Source organism: Phaeobacter sp. G2 (assembly GCA_025163595.1).
Classification (GTDB): domain Bacteria; phylum Pseudomonadota; class Alphaproteobacteria; order Rhodobacterales; family Rhodobacteraceae; genus Pseudophaeobacter.
Genome location: CP104104.1, coordinates 19,679 through 34,656, shown reverse-complemented (window position 1 = coordinate 34,656; position 14,978 = coordinate 19,679). Strand labels below are relative to the sequence as shown.

Genomic DNA, 14,978 nt, shown 5'->3' with positions numbered 1-14,978 from the left:
TGCTCCGGCGTAAAAGGGTATGTCCCCCATGCAATATGTGTCGAGCGACTCGGAAGGGGGGCTCGCGCTGAGCAACGGAGCGAATGTCAGTACTGTTTGCGGTGCGCCTTTTTTTTGAGGACTGCCCGGAAAATGTTACTGTTGAAAAACCAGAACACGGGGCGCTCCAAAACAGGAACTGGATCTGAAATTCCGTCAAACTTTATTTGTTCGGCGTATCTTAACGATCCGGAGCCAAATATGGGTAAGGTGTAACAAGGGGCCAATTTATGCATGGTCTGATCAACAGAGCGATTCAGGCATTCGTCGTCAGTACCTACGGGGAAGAACGGTGGAGTCATATTATGGATACTGCGGATCTTGGCTTTGCTCAGTTCGAAGCCATGTTGTTCTATACAGAAGAGCAATCCAACAAGATGCTCGCCGCTATGGAAAAACAGCTTGAACGCCCGCTGCCTGAAATTCTTGAGGACACCGGTACTTTCCTGGTGTCAAACCCGCAAGTGGAGGCACTGCGGCGACTGCTGCGATTTGGCGGCGTCAACTATGTGGAATTCCTGCATTCGCTGGATGATCTGCCAGACCGCGCCCGTTTGGCCGTGGCCGATCTGCACCTACCTGCGATTGAACTGGTTGAGAATTCACCAGGGCAATTTGATCTGGTCTGCCAACCGGGCCTGCCGGGGTTCGCCCATGTTTTAATGGGCGTTCTGCGGGCAATGGCAGATGATTATGGCGACTTGGTTATACTGGACCATCGCGGCACCCAAGACGGAGCAGAGGTGATCTCGATCACGCTGGTTGAAACGGATTTTGCCGAAGGACGCACTTTTGACTTGGGAGCCCATGCCCTATGATGACCGCGGATGAGTTGACCGGTATCATTGACCAAATTTGCCCGATGTACCTTGTCGTAGACGCCGGCGGGCGCATTCACTTTGCAGGACCGACGTTGAAAAAACTCCGCCCTGACATGAGTTGGAAGGGCGTGAAGTTCTTTGAGGTTTTTGACCTGCTGCGCCCCCGTTGGGTCAATTCCATGGACGATCTTCTGAAGACAGCAGGCGCCAAGTTGCACATGCAGTTTCGCGAGTCACCGCAAACCAGCCTAAAAGGCGTCTTGGCACCGCTGCCAGGTGGCAAAGGTGCGCTGATCAACCTCTCGTTTGGCATTTCCGTGCTTGAGGCCGTGCGCGACTATGATCTGACCAGCGCGGATTTTTCCCCTACGGACCTGACAATCGAAATGTTATATCTGGTGGAGGCAAAATCGGCCGCCATGGAGGCATCGCGGCAGTTGAACCTGCGGCTGCAAGGGGCCAAGATTGCCGCAGAAGAACAAGCCTTTACCGATACCCTGACCGGTCTCAAGAACCGGCGGGCCATGGATCATATCTTGGCGCGCCTGATTGGCTCTGGCACAGATTTTGCCCTGATGCATGTGGACCTTGATTATTTCAAAGAGGTCAATGACACTCTCGGGCATGCAGCCGGGGATGCAGTTTTACAAAGTGTTGCTCAGGTGATGGTCGATTGCACCCGCCATACCGATACGGTGGCCCGTGTTGGCGGCGATGAATTTGTCATCATTTTTGAAGGCGTTAATGAGCCAAAAGTCCTTGAGGCCCTGTCAAAACGTTTGATCCGTCGCCTGGAAGAGCCTGTGCCCTACGGCGGCAAGCTGTGCAAGATTTCCGCCAGTGCAGGCACCACACTGTCGTCCTGGAATCCAGCCCCGATTGAGGCTGCCGCCATGTTGCATCAGGCAGATATGGCGCTTTATGCCGCGAAACGGGCAGGGCGCTCGCAGCATCTGTTTTTTGAGCAGGGCATGCAAAAAGACGAGCCGCAAGTCGCCGCACAAAGCCAGGCCTGAACCACCACAAAGAACAAGCTGAGCCAGCCTGAGCGGCCCTGGGTGGTCCTGTGCAGCCAGAGTTTTTCCGCACCGGGTTTGGCCTCGACTGCGGCGGCCAAACCCTACTCACGCGTCCGCTGAATTACTTGAAGGGCAAGGCGCGAATGGTGACACTGCACGGTGTGTGATCCAGCATGACCTCAAGGTCTGCGGCATCATCCGATATTTCCGCGGCGATCATTCCAACCCCGATATTTCCCTCAAATCGCGGCGAATGGATCGCTTCGCTGAGCAGGCCGACAATCTGGCCATCAGATGTCTGAACCGGCAAGGAATGTTCAAAGCTCTCTAGAGGAGCCCCGGAAATCATATAGCCCACACGGCGACGTTTGACGCCCTCTGCTTTGATCTTTTGCAGCGCGGCTTTACCAACAAAGTCATCCGGCCGGTCCAGATCCACCAGTTTTCCCAGCGATATTTCAAACGGATTACAAGGATTTACTTGGATGCGCCCATCTGCACCATAGGACACCAACCCGCTTTCGATACGCTCCAGATCATTGGGAGCGCCAGGGCGAATGCCGTAGGCTGCGCCGGCATCTTTCACGATGGCCCACAGCTCGGACCCGCGACTGCCGTCTTGCAGGTAGAGCTCAAATCCCCCCTGTTTTGACCAGCCGGATCGGGACAGGATCAGGGGAATGCCCCGTAGATCAGTCTGTTTGAAACCGAAGTACGCAAGATCTTTGATCCAATCGCCAAACAGCTCTGCCACCAGCGCTTCAGCCCTGGGGCCCTGAATCGCCAGCGGCGACACATCCGGTTCATGCACCTTCACATCCAGCCCGCGTTCGGCAGCAATGGCGCTGGCCCAGAGCCCGATATCGCTGTCAGCAATGGACAGCCAATAGCGGTTTTCCGCCAGCATCAGAAGCACCGGATCGTTAATCAGCGTGCCTGCGTGATCGCAGATTGGCACATAGCGGCCTTGGCCGATCCTGGTTTTGCCCATGTCACGGGTGGTGAGGTATTGGATCAAGGCGCGGGCATCGGGCCCGGAAATTTCAATCTGCCGCTGCGCAGCCACGTCCCACATCGAAACCCCAGTCATCAGGCTGTCATATTCCGCCTGCGGATTTCCAAAATGAGCGGGTATAAGCATATGATTATAGACAGAAAAACTTTCCACCCCATCTGCAAGGGTTGCGTCAAAATACACAGATTTGCGTGTATTCGGGCCGATGCCGATCTGCAGTGTCATGGCGTCTCCTGCTGCGCTAGATACCCAAGGTATTAGCCAGAAACAGTGGATTTTCCAGCCCCAAAGCAGCGCAGTGACCGAACACCAGATGCGCTCTGGTTCAAACCCCTGAAAGTGGTCTCGCCCAACAGGTAATATTCTGATGAAAGGAAGGAAAGTGGCAGCCCGTAGGGGAGTCGAACCCCTCTTTTCAGGTTGAAAACCTGACGTCCTAACCGATAGACGAACGGGCCACTGTTGGTGTCGGTGTATTACTTAGTCACTGGCAGTTGCGCAAGGGCTAAAATTTTAAAATGGCGGGTTTTCTATCCGCCTATAGAATTCGGGTTAAGCACCTGAACAAACGTGAATAATCCCCAATTCAAGGGGTTTGACGCTTCTGCATATCCCAGATTTTTTTGATCGGACAAAACACCCCATGGCACTTTGCGCCGCCCCGGCGCCGCCAAAGGGGCAGGCCGTCCAGGGTCAGCGCCCTAAAGAACCAGATCGCTGAGCCATAAATCACGGCCGCCTCCTACCTCGCCCGGCTAGGCTTCTCTCTGTGTGCTTTTTTCCCAAAATCCCTTTATTTCCTTTCACCCCCCTGCCAGACGCACTAGGCATCCCTATCTTCGCTATATCGGGGCAAACCATGGCGCAAAAATCCACCATCTACAAAGTTGAACTGTCCGTATCCGATATGGATCGTCACTACTATGAGACCCACAAGCTGACCGTCGCCAAACATCCTTCGGAGACGGATGAACGATTGATGGTGCGCCTTCTTGCCTTTGCCTTGAACGCACATGAGCATTTGGAGCTGACCAAGGGGCTGTCCACAGATGACGAACCGGACATCTGGCAGAAAAGCCTCAGCGGTGAGCTGGAATTATGGGTGGCGCTGGGGCTGCCCAGCGACAAGGTGGTGCGTCAATCCTGCGGCAAAGCCAATGAGGTGATTATCTATTGCTACGGTGGCAGAACAGCGGAAACCTGGTGGGACAAGATCAAGAACAGCACCACCCGGTTTGATAATCTGACGGTTATTAATCTGTCGGAGGCGGACACCCAAGGGCTGGAAAAACTTGCAAGCCGCTCCATGAAATTGCAGGTGAATATTCAGGACGGCGAGGTAATGGTGAGTGTTGATGATGCCATTCTTTATCTGACCCCGACCACATGGAAAGATGCCGGTCATTAAGCTCCGGGCAGCAGTCCAGACGACCAAGGATCGACAGCCTGTCAGGACGTACTGCTGCAGGGTTCGCGGCCTGTTTCACGCCCCTGCGCCAGCTGGCCTGTCAGGGATCCTACCCTGCAACTGACCAGCTGCAACAGCGCTGAGAACAACCATTGCCGCCGCAGTGGCGAGGCAGGCTGCCAATCCGCCGAGCTGATAGGTCAGCCCAGACAGCACAGTGCCGGCCAATCGTCCTGCGGCGTTTGCCATATAGTAGAACCCCACATCCATCGTCACCCGCTCGGCCTTGGTGAAGGCGAGGATCAGATAGGAATGCAGTGAAGAATTGACCGCAAAAATAGCGCCAAATGCCAGCAAACCTGCAACCAGCGTCACTGTGAGCCACAGCCTCGGCTCCCCGGCCAGCAGCACCGCCAGGGCAAGCCCTGCAGGCACCACGGCCAGCGCCATGGCCCAGGTCCGGGCTGCTGCGATCAGCTCGGCTTCACTGCGCGTTGCCGCCTGTAGAATACGCGGAGCAGAGGCCTGAATGGCGCCGTACAAAATCGTCCAGACCGCCATGAAGCTGCCAATCAGGAAAAACGCTGCCCGGTTGCCCGCCTCGCTGCCATCCGAAAACACCGCGTAGAAATAGACCGGAATGCCGACAACAAACCAGATGTCACGTGCGCCAAACAAAAACACCCGCGCGGCAGACAGCCAGTTCACATTGCGCGACTTTGAAAAGACCTCGGTGAATTTTGCCCCCTTACGGCCCACTGGCAAGCCCTGCGGCATGGCCAGCAGAGCCGCAGCAAGGATCACCGCGAGGATCACCGCCATGCCAAGGACAGCCCAGGTGAACCCGGCAAAGGCAAGCAGCGCAGCCCCCAGCAAAAAGCCCAGACCTTTGACCGCGTTTTTTGATCCGGTCAGCACCGCGACCCAGCGAAACAGCCCGTCGCCCTGGGTAGGGGCGAGCAGCTTGACGGCGGATTTGGACGACATTTTTGCCAGATCTTTGGCCACGCCTGACAGGCCCTGAACCAGCATCACAAAGGTGACAGAGGCACCGATCTGCCAGCTGGGGTCCAGCTGTGTCAGCAGCAACAGGGCAACAACCTGCAGGGAAAGCCCCGCATAAAGCGTCGCCGCCAGCCCAAACCGCGCCGCGATCCAGCCCGCTGACAGATTGGTCACCATGCCGGCAATCTCATAGAGCACAAAGAGATAGGCCAACTGCACCGGCGAAAACCCGAGGCTGTGAAAATGCAACAGCACCAACATCCGCAAGGCGCCATCGGTCAACATAAAGGCCCAATAGGAGGCCGTGACCGCGATATAGGCCGCCAATCCGGTTTTCTGTGTCACAGCTGATCCCCAACCATGCGGGCCACATCCACCAGCCGATAGGCATAACCCATTTCATTGTCATACCAGGCGTAGATCTTTACCTGGGTGCCATTGATCACCATGGTCGACGGCGCGTCCACAATGCTGGAGCGCTGGTCATTGGTGTAATCGGCAGAGACCAGCGGACGGGTCTCATAGCCGAGAATCCCTTTGAGCGGGCCGTCTTCGGAGGCTGCCTTGAACAGGGCGTTGACCTCTTCTGCGGAGGTTTCGCGCTCCACCTCAAACACACAATCGGTGATCGAGGCATTCAGCAGTGGCACCCGTACCGCATGGCCGTTCAGCTTGCCCGCCAGCTCGGGGTAGATCAACGTGATCGCCGTGGCGCTGCCGGTGGTGGTCGGGATCAGATTGGTCAGCGCAGAACGCGCCCGGCGCAGGTCTTTGGCGGGCCGGTCCACAATGGTCTGGGTGTTGGTCACGTCATGGATGGTGGTGATCGAGCCGTGTTTGATGCCAAGCGTTTCGTGGATCACCTTGACCACCGGGGCCAGGCAATTGGTGGTGCAACTGGCGGCGGTGATGATCCGGTGGCGATCGGGTTGGTAGCTGTCATCATTTACCCCAACGACGATATTGGCGGCATCGCCATCCTTGACCGGGGCAGAGACCACGACCTTTTTGACGCCGGCTTCAAAATAGGGTGCCAGCTTGGCCTCTGTTTTGAATACGCCGGTGCAATCGATCACCACGTCGACACCTTCCAGCGGCAAATCCTCAAGGCGGCGTTCACAATGGGTTGGCAGGCGGGTACCATTGATGATGATGGAGGTCGCATCATGGCTGAACGCGGCGTCCCAGCGACCATGCACCGAGTCAAATTCCAGCAGATGCGCATGCATCTCAGGACTGCCGACTGCATCATTGATCCAAGCTATTTCAGCCCCGCTCTCCAGCAGTGGTTTCAGCGCAAGCTTGCCCATTCGGCCAAGGCCGTTCAGTGCATAGGTGGTCATGGTTTGTCCTACTCGGAAGTCAGCGCGATCTTATCGACGGCGTTTTGCAGGGAAATACGATCCAACTGGCCAATCGGCAGGGCAGCAAACCCCTGCAGCCGGTGCAACAACACCCCGTAGGCTTGATGGAAGGCGAGGCTCTTTTCGGCATCGGTGCCTGTGGCCTTGACCGGGTCGGGCATACCCCAATGGGCGCTGATCGGCTGACCCTCCCAGGTGGGGCATTGCTCATTTGCGGCCTGGTCACAAACGGTAAAGACAAAGTCGAACTGCGGCGCATCTTCGCCCATGAACTCCTCGATGTTCTTGGACCGCAGACCGCTCACATCGTGACCTTTGGATTTAAGCATCTCGACCGCAATAGGGTTGAGGCTGGACTGCGGCGTGGTGCCGGCTGAATAGACCTGGAACCGATCCTGGCCTTTTGCGTTCAGGATGGCTTCGGCAAAAATGGAGCGGGCGGAATTGCCCGTGCAAATAAAGAGAACGTTGTATTTCCGGTCAGTCATTTGTCTTTCCTCTGACGCAGCAGACTGCTGAAAGGATGTGCACAAATCCGGGCGGCCCCTACAGCAGTCCAGATATAGCGCGTCGAGCGTTTTACGTGTCGTGTCAATGTTGACCTGATACCGCAGCCAGGTGCCGGTGCGGGTTTTGGTCACCAGATCCGCCTGCATCAAAGCAGAAAGATATGACGATAATGTGCTGGCCTTGATATCCAAAGCCGCGCTGATCTCGCCGGCGGCGACGTGATCGGGGTAACGCCGCATCAGCAGGCGAAACACCGCAAGGCGCTGGGGATGCCCTAGGATGGACAAGCGGAGGGGAATCTGTTCTTCCATATTTCACGTATTATCGAAATAGATAATCTGTGGCAATGGTTTTATGTCCCAAAAGAACGGACACCGCAGGACCGGTAAGGAAAGGGGCACCTCGGCACAGCTCTGATCAAGATTGCCGATCAGGGCTGCCGCCGATCAGGCGTTAGCTATGGGACGGGAACCTGCTGCGGGTCCGATTGGCAAAAGCCACCAGCGACAACATGACAGGCACTTCGACCAGCACGCCGACAACGGTGGCCAGTGCGGCCCCAGAGTGCAGGCCAAACAGGCTGATCGCAACCGCCACGGCCAGTTCAAAGAAATTTGAGGTGGCGATCATTGCACAGGGGGCTGCGATGCGGTGGGGAACCTTCAGCACATGGGCAGCCCCATAGGCGAGCGCAAACATGCCGTAACTTTGAATAAGGATGGGCACAGCTATCAGCGCGATCACCATGGGCTTGGCCAGGATTACCTCTCCCTGCAGACCAAACAGGATCACCACTGTGGCGATCAAACCGATGATGGACAAAGGTTTGACGCGGGCATTAAAGGCATCAATCGCCTCTTTCCCGCCCAGAATGCGCCGGGTGATAAGGCCAGCAATCAAAGGCAGCACCACATAAAGCAGGGTGGCCAGAACCAGAGTGGACCAGGGCACCGAGATCTCTGTCACCCCCAGCAAAAAGGCCACGATTGGGGCAAAGGCCACCACCATGATCAGATCATTCACCGAGACCTGCACCAGCGTATAGGTGGCATCCCCACGGGTGAGCTGCGACCAGACAAAAACCATGGCAGTACAGGGCGCTGCCCCCAACAGGATCAGCCCGGCGGTATATTGCGCCGCATCCTCAGGCGCGATCCAGGGGGCAAACAGGGTGTCAAAGAACAACACCGCCAAAAAGGCCATGGTAAAGGGTTTGATCAGCCAATTGACCACAAGCGTCACCAGCAAGCCCTTGGGCTGGCGGGCAACGCCAGAGACCGCGCCAAAATCAACACCAACCATCATCGGATAGACCATGGCCCAGATCAGCACCGCCACAACCAGATTGATCGAATAGACCTCAGCTGCGGCAATGGCATTGACCACACCCGGCGCAAAGGACCCCAGTGCAATGCCTGCGGCCATGGCAAGCGCAATCCAGACGGTCAGGTAGCGTTCAAAAAATCCAATAGCAGAATCGGTCGGGGCAGGGGTGGTGCTCATAGATAGGTCCTTTGTGGCCACGGCGGCCCAAAGACAGCCCGCTCACCTCCCGCATGCAGATACAAGCACAGAGGATCCAAACCAAGGTTTTTATGCAGCCTTGTTCAGGCACCCCCTGCAAGCGGGTGACCCACGGCCTGATCGCTTCCCGGCTGACAACCACGCCCCGCTCTGCCATCAGGTCTTCAACATCTACCATCGCTCGCGTCAGAAAGAACGCTGGATCTACCGCGACAACTCGATCCAGGCACCACCCCCGCCGGTATGTGGATCAAGTCACATCCTGTTTCTCGGGAGCAAGCCAGGTTGCACACGTTCGCAGGTCAGTCCATCTGCGTTTTGCTTATCTTATCCTTCGGCATCAGCCCGCCCCGGTGACCGACGACCTGCCGGGCAATACAGTGGCCTGAAGCGACGGCCTGGTTCAGCGGCTGGCCGCTTGCCAGCGCGGCCAGGAAAGCTCCGTTGAAACTGTCGCCCGCCCCGGTTGTGTCCACCGGTGTCACCCGCGCGAAGCCATCGAACTCGCTTCTCCTACCCCCGTGCGAGGCCGCGATCCGTCCGCCGCCGTTCTTGACCACGACCGTGTCGGCGCCCAGGGCGACATAGCGCGTGACCGTGTCATCCGGCGTCGCGTCGCCGAAAGCCGTCCGCTCGTCGTCAAAGGACGGCAGGACGATGGTGGCGACACGCGCCATCTCGGTCAGGGCCTCTACGGCCGATTGCGGGTTTTCCCATAGTCGGGGTCTCAAGTTGGGATCGAAGGAGATCGTGCACCCCTCGCTGCGGCGTTGGCGCAGGACCTCGATGAGCGCGGCACGTCCCACAGGCGGCAGGATCGCAAGGGTTATCCCGGAGACATGCAAAACATTTGCGTCTGCGGTCAACGCCAGAAGCCGGTCCGGATCGCTCGCTAGGGTTCGGGCAGCGGAGGTGTCGCGCCAGTAGGTAAAGCTGCGCTCCCCATCATGCAGCGAAATCATGTACAAGCCGACGGACCGGGTCGGGTGGGTCAGCACCCGATCGGTCTCAAGCCCGTTTTCGGCCAAAAAGGTCGGAATGCGCTGCGACACCTCGTCGGTGCCGATGCAGGTCCCATAGGCCACGCCCCAATCGGCGGGCAGGCAGGCGCGCGCGTACCATGCGGTGTTCAGCGTATCGCCGGCTATACCCATACGCCAAAGATCGCCTTTGGCAGCGGACAGCTCCAGCATACATTCCCCGATCGAGACAAGGCGCTTCATGCAACCTCCTGTGCGATGACATCCGCCATGGGACGGGTCAGCATTGCGTGAAGCAGCTCTTCGACCTGAGCCCAGAATGCGTCGTCCCGCGTGAGCGCGGTTGGCACGAAGGATGCGTCGCGCAGCGCGAAAACGATCTGTGAAGCGGGCTGACCCCGTGTCATAGCACCCAGGTCTTTCGCGCGCGGGTCGCGCACCTCGTAAGGTGCACAGTCGTGGGTCGACCCGGTCAGATGGCGCATCCAGGCTACCGTGGCAAAGGCGAACGGACGAAGGTCCTGACCTGTGCTGCTGGCGGACTGCGCGGGGGCGAGGATACGCTGTGTGATCTTCTCCGACCCGTCCATGGCGATCTGGTAGGTCTCATGCGCCAGATGCGGATTGCAAAACCGCTCTTCGAGCTGGGCCGCGTAACCGGCGAAATCCACACCCGGCAAGGGCCGCAACGTCGCGGCGGCGGCGTAGAGGTGGCGCGAGACGAGGCGCGACAAGGCAGGATCGGCCATGACATCGCGCACGTAGCGATGCCCTGCTGCAAAACCGGTGTAGGCCAGCATCGAGTGGGCACCGTTCAGCATCCGCAGTTTCATCGCCTCGTAAGGGCGCACGTCATCTGTGAAGATCGCGCCGCCCGCCTCCCATTTCGGACGTCCCGTCGGGAACGAATCTTCGATCACCCATTGGTGGAACCCTTCGGTCTCGATAGCGGCTTCGTCGGCATGGCCGGTCATCCGGCTTGCAAGCGCGAGGGTTTCGAGCGTGGGGGCAGGGGTGATCCTGTCCACCATGGTCGCGGGAAAGGCCACGTCGAACGTGATGTGATCGACCAGTTCGGGTGCCGCATGGCGGCAAAAATCGATCAGCAGGCTGCGCAACACGGGACCATTGTCTGGAAGATTATCGCAAGACAGAACAGTGAAGGGCGGCACGCCCGCCGCGCGGCGTTGACCCAACGCGCGGACCAGAAGACCCGCCAAACCCTGTGGTTCGGCTGGATGGGACAGGTCATGCGCGATGGCCGGGTGATCGATTGCTATGCCCCCCGTCGCCCGGTCCAGCCCGTAGCCCTTTTCCGTCACTGTGATCGAGACGATCCGTGTGGCGGGGTCCTGCAGCGCGCCCTCAATCGCGGCGCGGTCGGTCTTAAGACAATGGGTCGCTGCAATGGACCCAATCACACGCGCGCGGCTGCCGGAAAAGTCCCGTTCGATGACCGTGTAGAGCCCGTTCTGCGGCTGCAGTTCGCGCGATGGTGCCTCGCTGCGCAGGCTGACCCCGACGATGCGCCAGTCGCCGCCCGAATGCTCTATCGCGTCGTCAGTATAGGCGGCTTGGTGTGCCTTGTGGAACGCGCCCAGACCCAGATGGACGATCCCCGCACCATGATTTTCACGCCGGTATGCGGGAACGCGCACGCTGTCCGGCATGCCTTCGAGTGCCATCAGCCGTGTCATCATGTTTGGGGTCGCCCGTGCTGCAGCCCTGCGATTACACCGCGCAATTCGGCCAGCCCCTTTAGTCGACCGATGGCCGGATAGCCTGGCTGCGCTTTGCGGTGCAAGTCATCAAGGATGTCCTGGCCGTGATCAGGACGGAACGGGATCGACCAATCGTCGCGACCCTGCGCGCGGCGCTTGTCCTCTTCGTTCAAGGCAGCGGCGATCAGGGCCACCATGTCCGTGTCGCCCTCAAGGTGTTCATCCTCAAAGAATGATCCGAACAGGGCATCGCTTTCGCGTTTCACGTTGCGCAGATGCAGAAAGTGTACACGGTCGCCCAACCGTTCCATCATCCCCGGCAGGTCATTGTCCGACCGCGCCCCGAGCGAGCCGGAACACAAGGTAATCCCGTTGGCGGGCAGATCGACGGCCTGCATGACCTTCCTGTACTGCGCCTCGGTGGACATGATGCGCGGCAGGCCCAGCAGCGGCACCGGCGGATCGTCGGGATGGCAACACAGGCGCAGGCCTCTGGCTTGCGCAACGGGGGCCACTTCTTCAAGGAAATCGATCAGGTGCCGACGCAGACGGTCTTCGTCGATAGCGCTGTATTCGGCAACATGCCGGCGAACATCGTCGAGCGTGAAGCTTTCCGCCGCGCCGGGCAGGCCGAACACGACATTCTTGGCAAGATCTTCGCGGTGTGCCTCGCTCATCGCCTCGAAACGTGCAGTTGCCTCATCACGCAGGGCATCGTCGAAATCATCGGCGGCCCCGTCACGTTTCAACACGTGCAGATCGAAGGCCGCGAAATCGACGAGGTCGAACCGCATGCATGTGGCACCAGAGGGCCGCGCCCATGCGAGATCCGTGCGGGTCCAGTCGAGGACAGGCATGAAATTGTAGCAAATCACCGACAGGCCGGCGTCTGCCAGATTATGAAGGCTTTGTTTATAAGCCTCGATATGGTCGCGCCATTGGCCCGTCTGTTTCTTTATATCCTCGGACACCGGCAGGCTTTCGACAACGTCCCACGCAATGCCAGAGGGGCTGCCGTCCTTCATTGTGGCGATGTCGCTTTGGCGCGCGGCAATCTCGTCCGGCGACCAGACCGCGCCTGTCGCTACGTGGTGCAAGGACGAGACGATCCCCGTCACCCCCGCTTGTCGCGTGTCGTCGATCGACACGAGATCCTTCGGCCCGAACCAACGCCATGTCTGTTTCATCTCTTATCCTCCCGAGTCGCTTGGCACGGTCTTAACATAACCAACTGTTGCTGACTAGTATGGAAGTATGGTAGATGCTGTGAGGGAGGAGACGAATCATGACGGCACATAGCCCTATTGCGAATGACCTGGATCCATCTGCGGCAATCTCACCGCAGATCCATGTCCGCTTGCGCGAGGCCATCATTCGCAATCGCTATTCTCCTGGTGATAACATTTCCGAAAGCGAAATCGCGCGGGCATGTTCGGTCAGCCGCCAACCTGTCCGCGAAGCGTTCATCAAGCTGTCCGGCGAAGGTCTCGTCGCTATTCGGCCGCAGCGCGGTACCGTCATAACGAAGATCGGCTACGGCGCGGTGCTGAGTTCGCGGTTCCTGCGCGAGGCGATTGAGGCGGACATCGTGGCGATCCTAGCTGCGACCCCGGATCCCGCTGTTGTCCAGGACCTTCGCGCCCAGCTTAAGGCGCAGGCGGCGGCGGTGCACGGCGATCCGCACAACTTCATCGGCATGGATGACCGCTTTCACCGCACCTTGGCCGACGCCGCCGGCAAGGCCGATGCCTGGCGCCTGATCGAGGGGCTGAAGTCCCAGATGGATCGGGTCCGATTCCTATCGCTGGGTCACTTGCCTGTCCTGAAACTGATCGAACAACACAAAGCGGTCGTCGACCGCATAGAGATCGGCGATTGCGCGGGGGCCAATGCGGCCATTCGGGGCCACCTGCGCGAGATTCTCAACGACCTGCCGCAGATCCTAATGGCAAATCCCGACTTTTTCGACGTGCCGGACGGGCCCATTCCCGAACCGGTCAACGCACCCATCCAAGGAGGAGACGACACATGACATTCAACTGGAAAACAACCTTCGCAGCGGCATCCGTCGCGGCAATGTCGGCCATCCCGGCCTTCGCGCAGGACATGACACTGCAACTGGGCCACCTCGCTAACGAGGACAACCCGTGGCACCTGGCCTCCGTCAAGTTCGGCGAGGAACTGTCCGCGCTGACCGACGGCCGTATCGCGGTCGAGGTGTTCCCGAACGAAAGCCTCGGTAAGGAAATCGACCTGATCAACGGCATGCAATTGGGCACCGTCGACATGACGATCACCGGCGAAAGCCTGCAAAACTGGTCACCCATGGCCGCCCTGCTGGCCGTGCCCTACGCCTACCGATCAATCGAGCATATGGACGAAGTGGCGTCCGGTGACATCGGCGACCAGATCAAGGCAGAGATCATCGCGAACGCGCAGATCCGCCCCATCGCCTATTTCGCACGCGGCCCGCGCAACCTGACGTCGAACCGCCCCATCGCCAGCCCCGACGATCTTCAGGGCCTGAAGATGCGCGTGCCGAATGTGCCGTTGTTCGTCGACACCTGGCAGGCGCTTGGCGCGAATCCCGGTCCGATGGCGTTCTCAGAGGTGTTCACCTCGCTTCAGAACGGCACTATCGAAGCGCAGGAAAACCCCCTTGCCCTGATCCGGTCCGCCAGCTTCGCCGAGGTGCAAAGCCACGTGAACCTGACAGAGCACGTACGCAGCTGGATCTATCTGACCATCGCTGAATCCAAATGGAACCAACTGAGCGAAGAAGATCAGGGCCACGTCATGGAAGCCGCCGCGCGTGCACAGGAGTACGAGCGTGAATTGTTCGAGCAGTCCGTCGCAGACGACCGTGCCTACCTCGAAGAGCAGGGCATGACCTTCGTCGAGGTCGACGGAGCCGCGTTTCAGGCGGCAGCCAAGGATGCGGTCTTGATGAACGTCAGCGACGAAGTCCGGCCCATCGTCGAAGGCCTCTTTACCGAGTGATCCCTCCCCGCGGCGCCGCTTCGGTGGCGCCGCAACCGCCACATTCACTTGCCAAGGATGTTTCATGAAACCCCCCGATACGATCATTCATCTTGTGACACGGCTGGCCCAATGGGGCACCGGATTGTCCTTCGCGGTTCTGATCGTCGCCGTCCTTGTGCAAGTCACCGGTCGCCTCACCGGCATCGCCTTTGTCTGGACCGAGGAGCTCACCCGCTATGCTTTGCTGTTCATGGTAGCCTTCGGGGCGGGGCTGTCTTTCCGCTCGGGCGATCTGGTCAACGTCGATGTGATCTGCGAAAGCCTGCCCGGACGCGCGCCCTGGAACCTGCGGCTGATCGCGGCCTTGGCGACAAGTGGGCTGGCACTGTATCTGCTGCCGCACGCTTGGCGCTATACCAGCATCGGATCGATGCAGACATCCCCTGCGCTGGGTCTGCGCATGGATTTCGTTCACGTTACCGTCTTCTTGTTGCTGGTCTTCCTTCTGGTGTTCGCTGCGTTGCGTGTGCTGGGCATGGTGACTGGCAAGGAAAACGGCCTTCCCGTCAAACCCGAAGAGGACCTCTGAC

Annotated in this window: 14 protein-coding genes, 1 tRNA gene and 1 pseudogene; 6 read left to right on the top strand and 10 right to left on the bottom strand. The window is 58.8% G+C overall.

The window, feature by feature from the left end:
- The first annotated feature begins 269 nt into the window (after nt 1-269).
- Together N1037_22040 and N1037_22035 are read left to right on the top strand one after the other, a co-directional pair.
- Entirely contained in the window at nt 270-857 is a 588-nt protein-coding gene (locus N1037_22040; GenBank protein UWS81914.1) for a heme NO-binding domain-containing protein, read from the top strand.
- On the top strand, nt 854-1,876 hold the full coding sequence (locus N1037_22035; protein UWS81913.1) for a GGDEF domain-containing protein: 1,023 nt from the start codon (nt 854-856) through the stop codon (nt 1,874-1,876). The genes N1037_22040 and N1037_22035 overlap by 4 nt, the downstream gene beginning before the upstream one ends.
- Nucleotides 1,877-2,000: 124 nt before the next feature.
- Here N1037_22035 and N1037_22030 read toward each other — a convergent pair whose 3' ends face one another.
- Complete coding sequence (locus tag N1037_22030) at nt 2,001-3,119, bottom strand: glycine cleavage system protein T (GenBank protein ID UWS81912.1); 1,119 nt, start codon at nt 3,117-3,119, stop codon at nt 2,001-2,003.
- A gap of 158 nt (nt 3,120-3,277) precedes the next feature.
- A tRNA-Glu gene (locus tag N1037_22025) sits at nt 3,278-3,352 on the bottom strand.
- A gap of 401 nt (nt 3,353-3,753) precedes the next feature.
- Between N1037_22025 and N1037_22020 the strand changes: the two genes are divergently transcribed.
- Nucleotides 3,754-4,302 (top strand): YaeQ family protein, encoded by a 549-nt coding sequence (locus N1037_22020; GenBank protein UWS81911.1) that lies wholly within the window; start codon nt 3,754-3,756, stop codon nt 4,300-4,302.
- Between the two features lie 75 nt (nt 4,303-4,377).
- Here the strand turns inward: N1037_22020 and arsJ are convergent, their stop codons facing one another.
- The 8 genes and pseudogenes from arsJ to uxuA form a co-directional block, all read right to left on the bottom strand.
- Entirely contained in the window at nt 4,378-5,652 is a 1,275-nt protein-coding gene (gene arsJ / locus N1037_22015) for an organoarsenical effux MFS transporter ArsJ (GenBank protein UWS81910.1), read from the bottom strand.
- A complete protein-coding gene (locus tag N1037_22010) occupies nt 5,649-6,650 on the bottom strand; it encodes an ArsJ-associated glyceraldehyde-3-phosphate dehydrogenase (GenBank protein UWS81909.1) in 1,002 nt (333 codons plus the stop codon). The genes arsJ and N1037_22010 overlap by 4 nt, the downstream gene beginning before the upstream one ends.
- Nucleotides 6,651-6,658: 8 nt before the next feature.
- Complete coding sequence (locus N1037_22005; protein ID UWS81908.1) at nt 6,659-7,492, bottom strand: helix-turn-helix domain-containing protein; 834 nt, start codon at nt 7,490-7,492, stop codon at nt 6,659-6,661.
- A 142-nt stretch (nt 7,493-7,634) separates the two neighbouring features.
- Nucleotides 7,635-8,684 (bottom strand): ACR3 family arsenite efflux transporter, encoded by a 1,050-nt coding sequence (gene arsB / locus N1037_22000; protein UWS81907.1) that lies wholly within the window; start codon nt 8,682-8,684, stop codon nt 7,635-7,637.
- Nucleotides 8,685-8,805: 121 nt separating this feature from the next.
- Nucleotides 8,806-8,901 (bottom strand): annotated as a pseudogene (locus tag N1037_21995) (IS6 family transposase).
- A 106-nt stretch (nt 8,902-9,007) separates the two neighbouring features.
- Complete coding sequence (locus tag N1037_21990; protein ID UWS81906.1) at nt 9,008-9,928, bottom strand: sugar kinase; 921 nt, start codon at nt 9,926-9,928, stop codon at nt 9,008-9,010.
- Nucleotides 9,925-11,370, bottom strand: a complete 1,446-nt coding sequence (locus N1037_21985; protein UWS81905.1) for a mannitol dehydrogenase family protein — start codon at nt 11,368-11,370, stop codon at nt 9,925-9,927. Before N1037_21985 ends, N1037_21990 begins: the two co-directional genes overlap by 4 nt.
- Nucleotides 11,371-11,381: 11 nt before the next feature.
- A complete protein-coding gene (uxuA, locus tag N1037_21980) occupies nt 11,382-12,593 on the bottom strand; it encodes a mannonate dehydratase (GenBank protein ID UWS81904.1) in 1,212 nt (403 codons plus the stop codon).
- Nucleotides 12,594-12,691: 98 nt separating this feature from the next.
- Here uxuA and N1037_21975 point away from each other — a divergent pair, with 98 nt between their 5' ends.
- From N1037_21975 to N1037_21965, 3 genes are all read left to right on the top strand, one after another.
- Nucleotides 12,692-13,438, top strand: coding sequence for a GntR family transcriptional regulator (locus N1037_21975; protein UWS81903.1), 747 nt, complete (start codon nt 12,692-12,694; stop codon nt 13,436-13,438).
- Nucleotides 13,435-14,406, top strand: a complete 972-nt coding sequence (locus tag N1037_21970; GenBank protein ID UWS81902.1) for a TRAP transporter substrate-binding protein — start codon at nt 13,435-13,437, stop codon at nt 14,404-14,406. Before N1037_21975 ends, N1037_21970 begins: the two co-directional genes overlap by 4 nt.
- A gap of 64 nt (nt 14,407-14,470) precedes the next feature.
- A complete protein-coding gene (locus N1037_21965; GenBank protein UWS81901.1) occupies nt 14,471-14,977 on the top strand; it encodes a TRAP transporter small permease in 507 nt (168 codons plus the stop codon).
- Nucleotide 14,978: the final 1 nt, after the last annotated feature.

What these genes read in the sequence shown, in the direction of transcription:
- N1037_21975 (UWS81903.1), top strand. Translation starts at nt 12,692, where the DNA reads ATGACGGCACATAGCCCTATTGCGAATGACCTGGATCCATCTGCGGCA.
- N1037_21985 (UWS81905.1), bottom strand. Translation starts at nt 11,370, where the DNA reads ATGGCACTCGAAGGCATGCCGGACAGCGTGCGCGTTCCCGCATACCGG.
- N1037_22005 (UWS81908.1), bottom strand. Translation starts at nt 7,492, where the DNA reads ATGGAAGAACAGATTCCCCTCCGCTTGTCCATCCTAGGGCATCCCCAG.
- N1037_22035 (UWS81913.1), top strand. Translation starts at nt 854, where the DNA reads ATGATGACCGCGGATGAGTTGACCGGTATCATTGACCAAATTTGCCCG.
- N1037_22020 (UWS81911.1), top strand. Translation starts at nt 3,754, where the DNA reads ATGGCGCAAAAATCCACCATCTACAAAGTTGAACTGTCCGTATCCGAT.
- N1037_22040 (UWS81914.1), top strand. Translation starts at nt 270, where the DNA reads ATGCATGGTCTGATCAACAGAGCGATTCAGGCATTCGTCGTCAGTACC.
- N1037_21970 (UWS81902.1), top strand. Translation starts at nt 13,435, where the DNA reads ATGACATTCAACTGGAAAACAACCTTCGCAGCGGCATCCGTCGCGGCA.
- uxuA (UWS81904.1), bottom strand. Translation starts at nt 12,593, where the DNA reads ATGAAACAGACATGGCGTTGGTTCGGGCCGAAGGATCTCGTGTCGATC.
- arsB (UWS81907.1), bottom strand. Translation starts at nt 8,684, where the DNA reads ATGAGCACCACCCCTGCCCCGACCGATTCTGCTATTGGATTTTTTGAA.
- N1037_22030 (UWS81912.1), bottom strand. Translation starts at nt 3,119, where the DNA reads ATGACACTGCAGATCGGCATCGGCCCGAATACACGCAAATCTGTGTAT.
- N1037_21990 (UWS81906.1), bottom strand. Translation starts at nt 9,928, where the DNA reads ATGAAGCGCCTTGTCTCGATCGGGGAATGTATGCTGGAGCTGTCCGCT.
- N1037_21965 (UWS81901.1), top strand. Translation starts at nt 14,471, where the DNA reads ATGAAACCCCCCGATACGATCATTCATCTTGTGACACGGCTGGCCCAA.
- N1037_22010 (UWS81909.1), bottom strand. Translation starts at nt 6,650, where the DNA reads ATGACCACCTATGCACTGAACGGCCTTGGCCGAATGGGCAAGCTTGCG.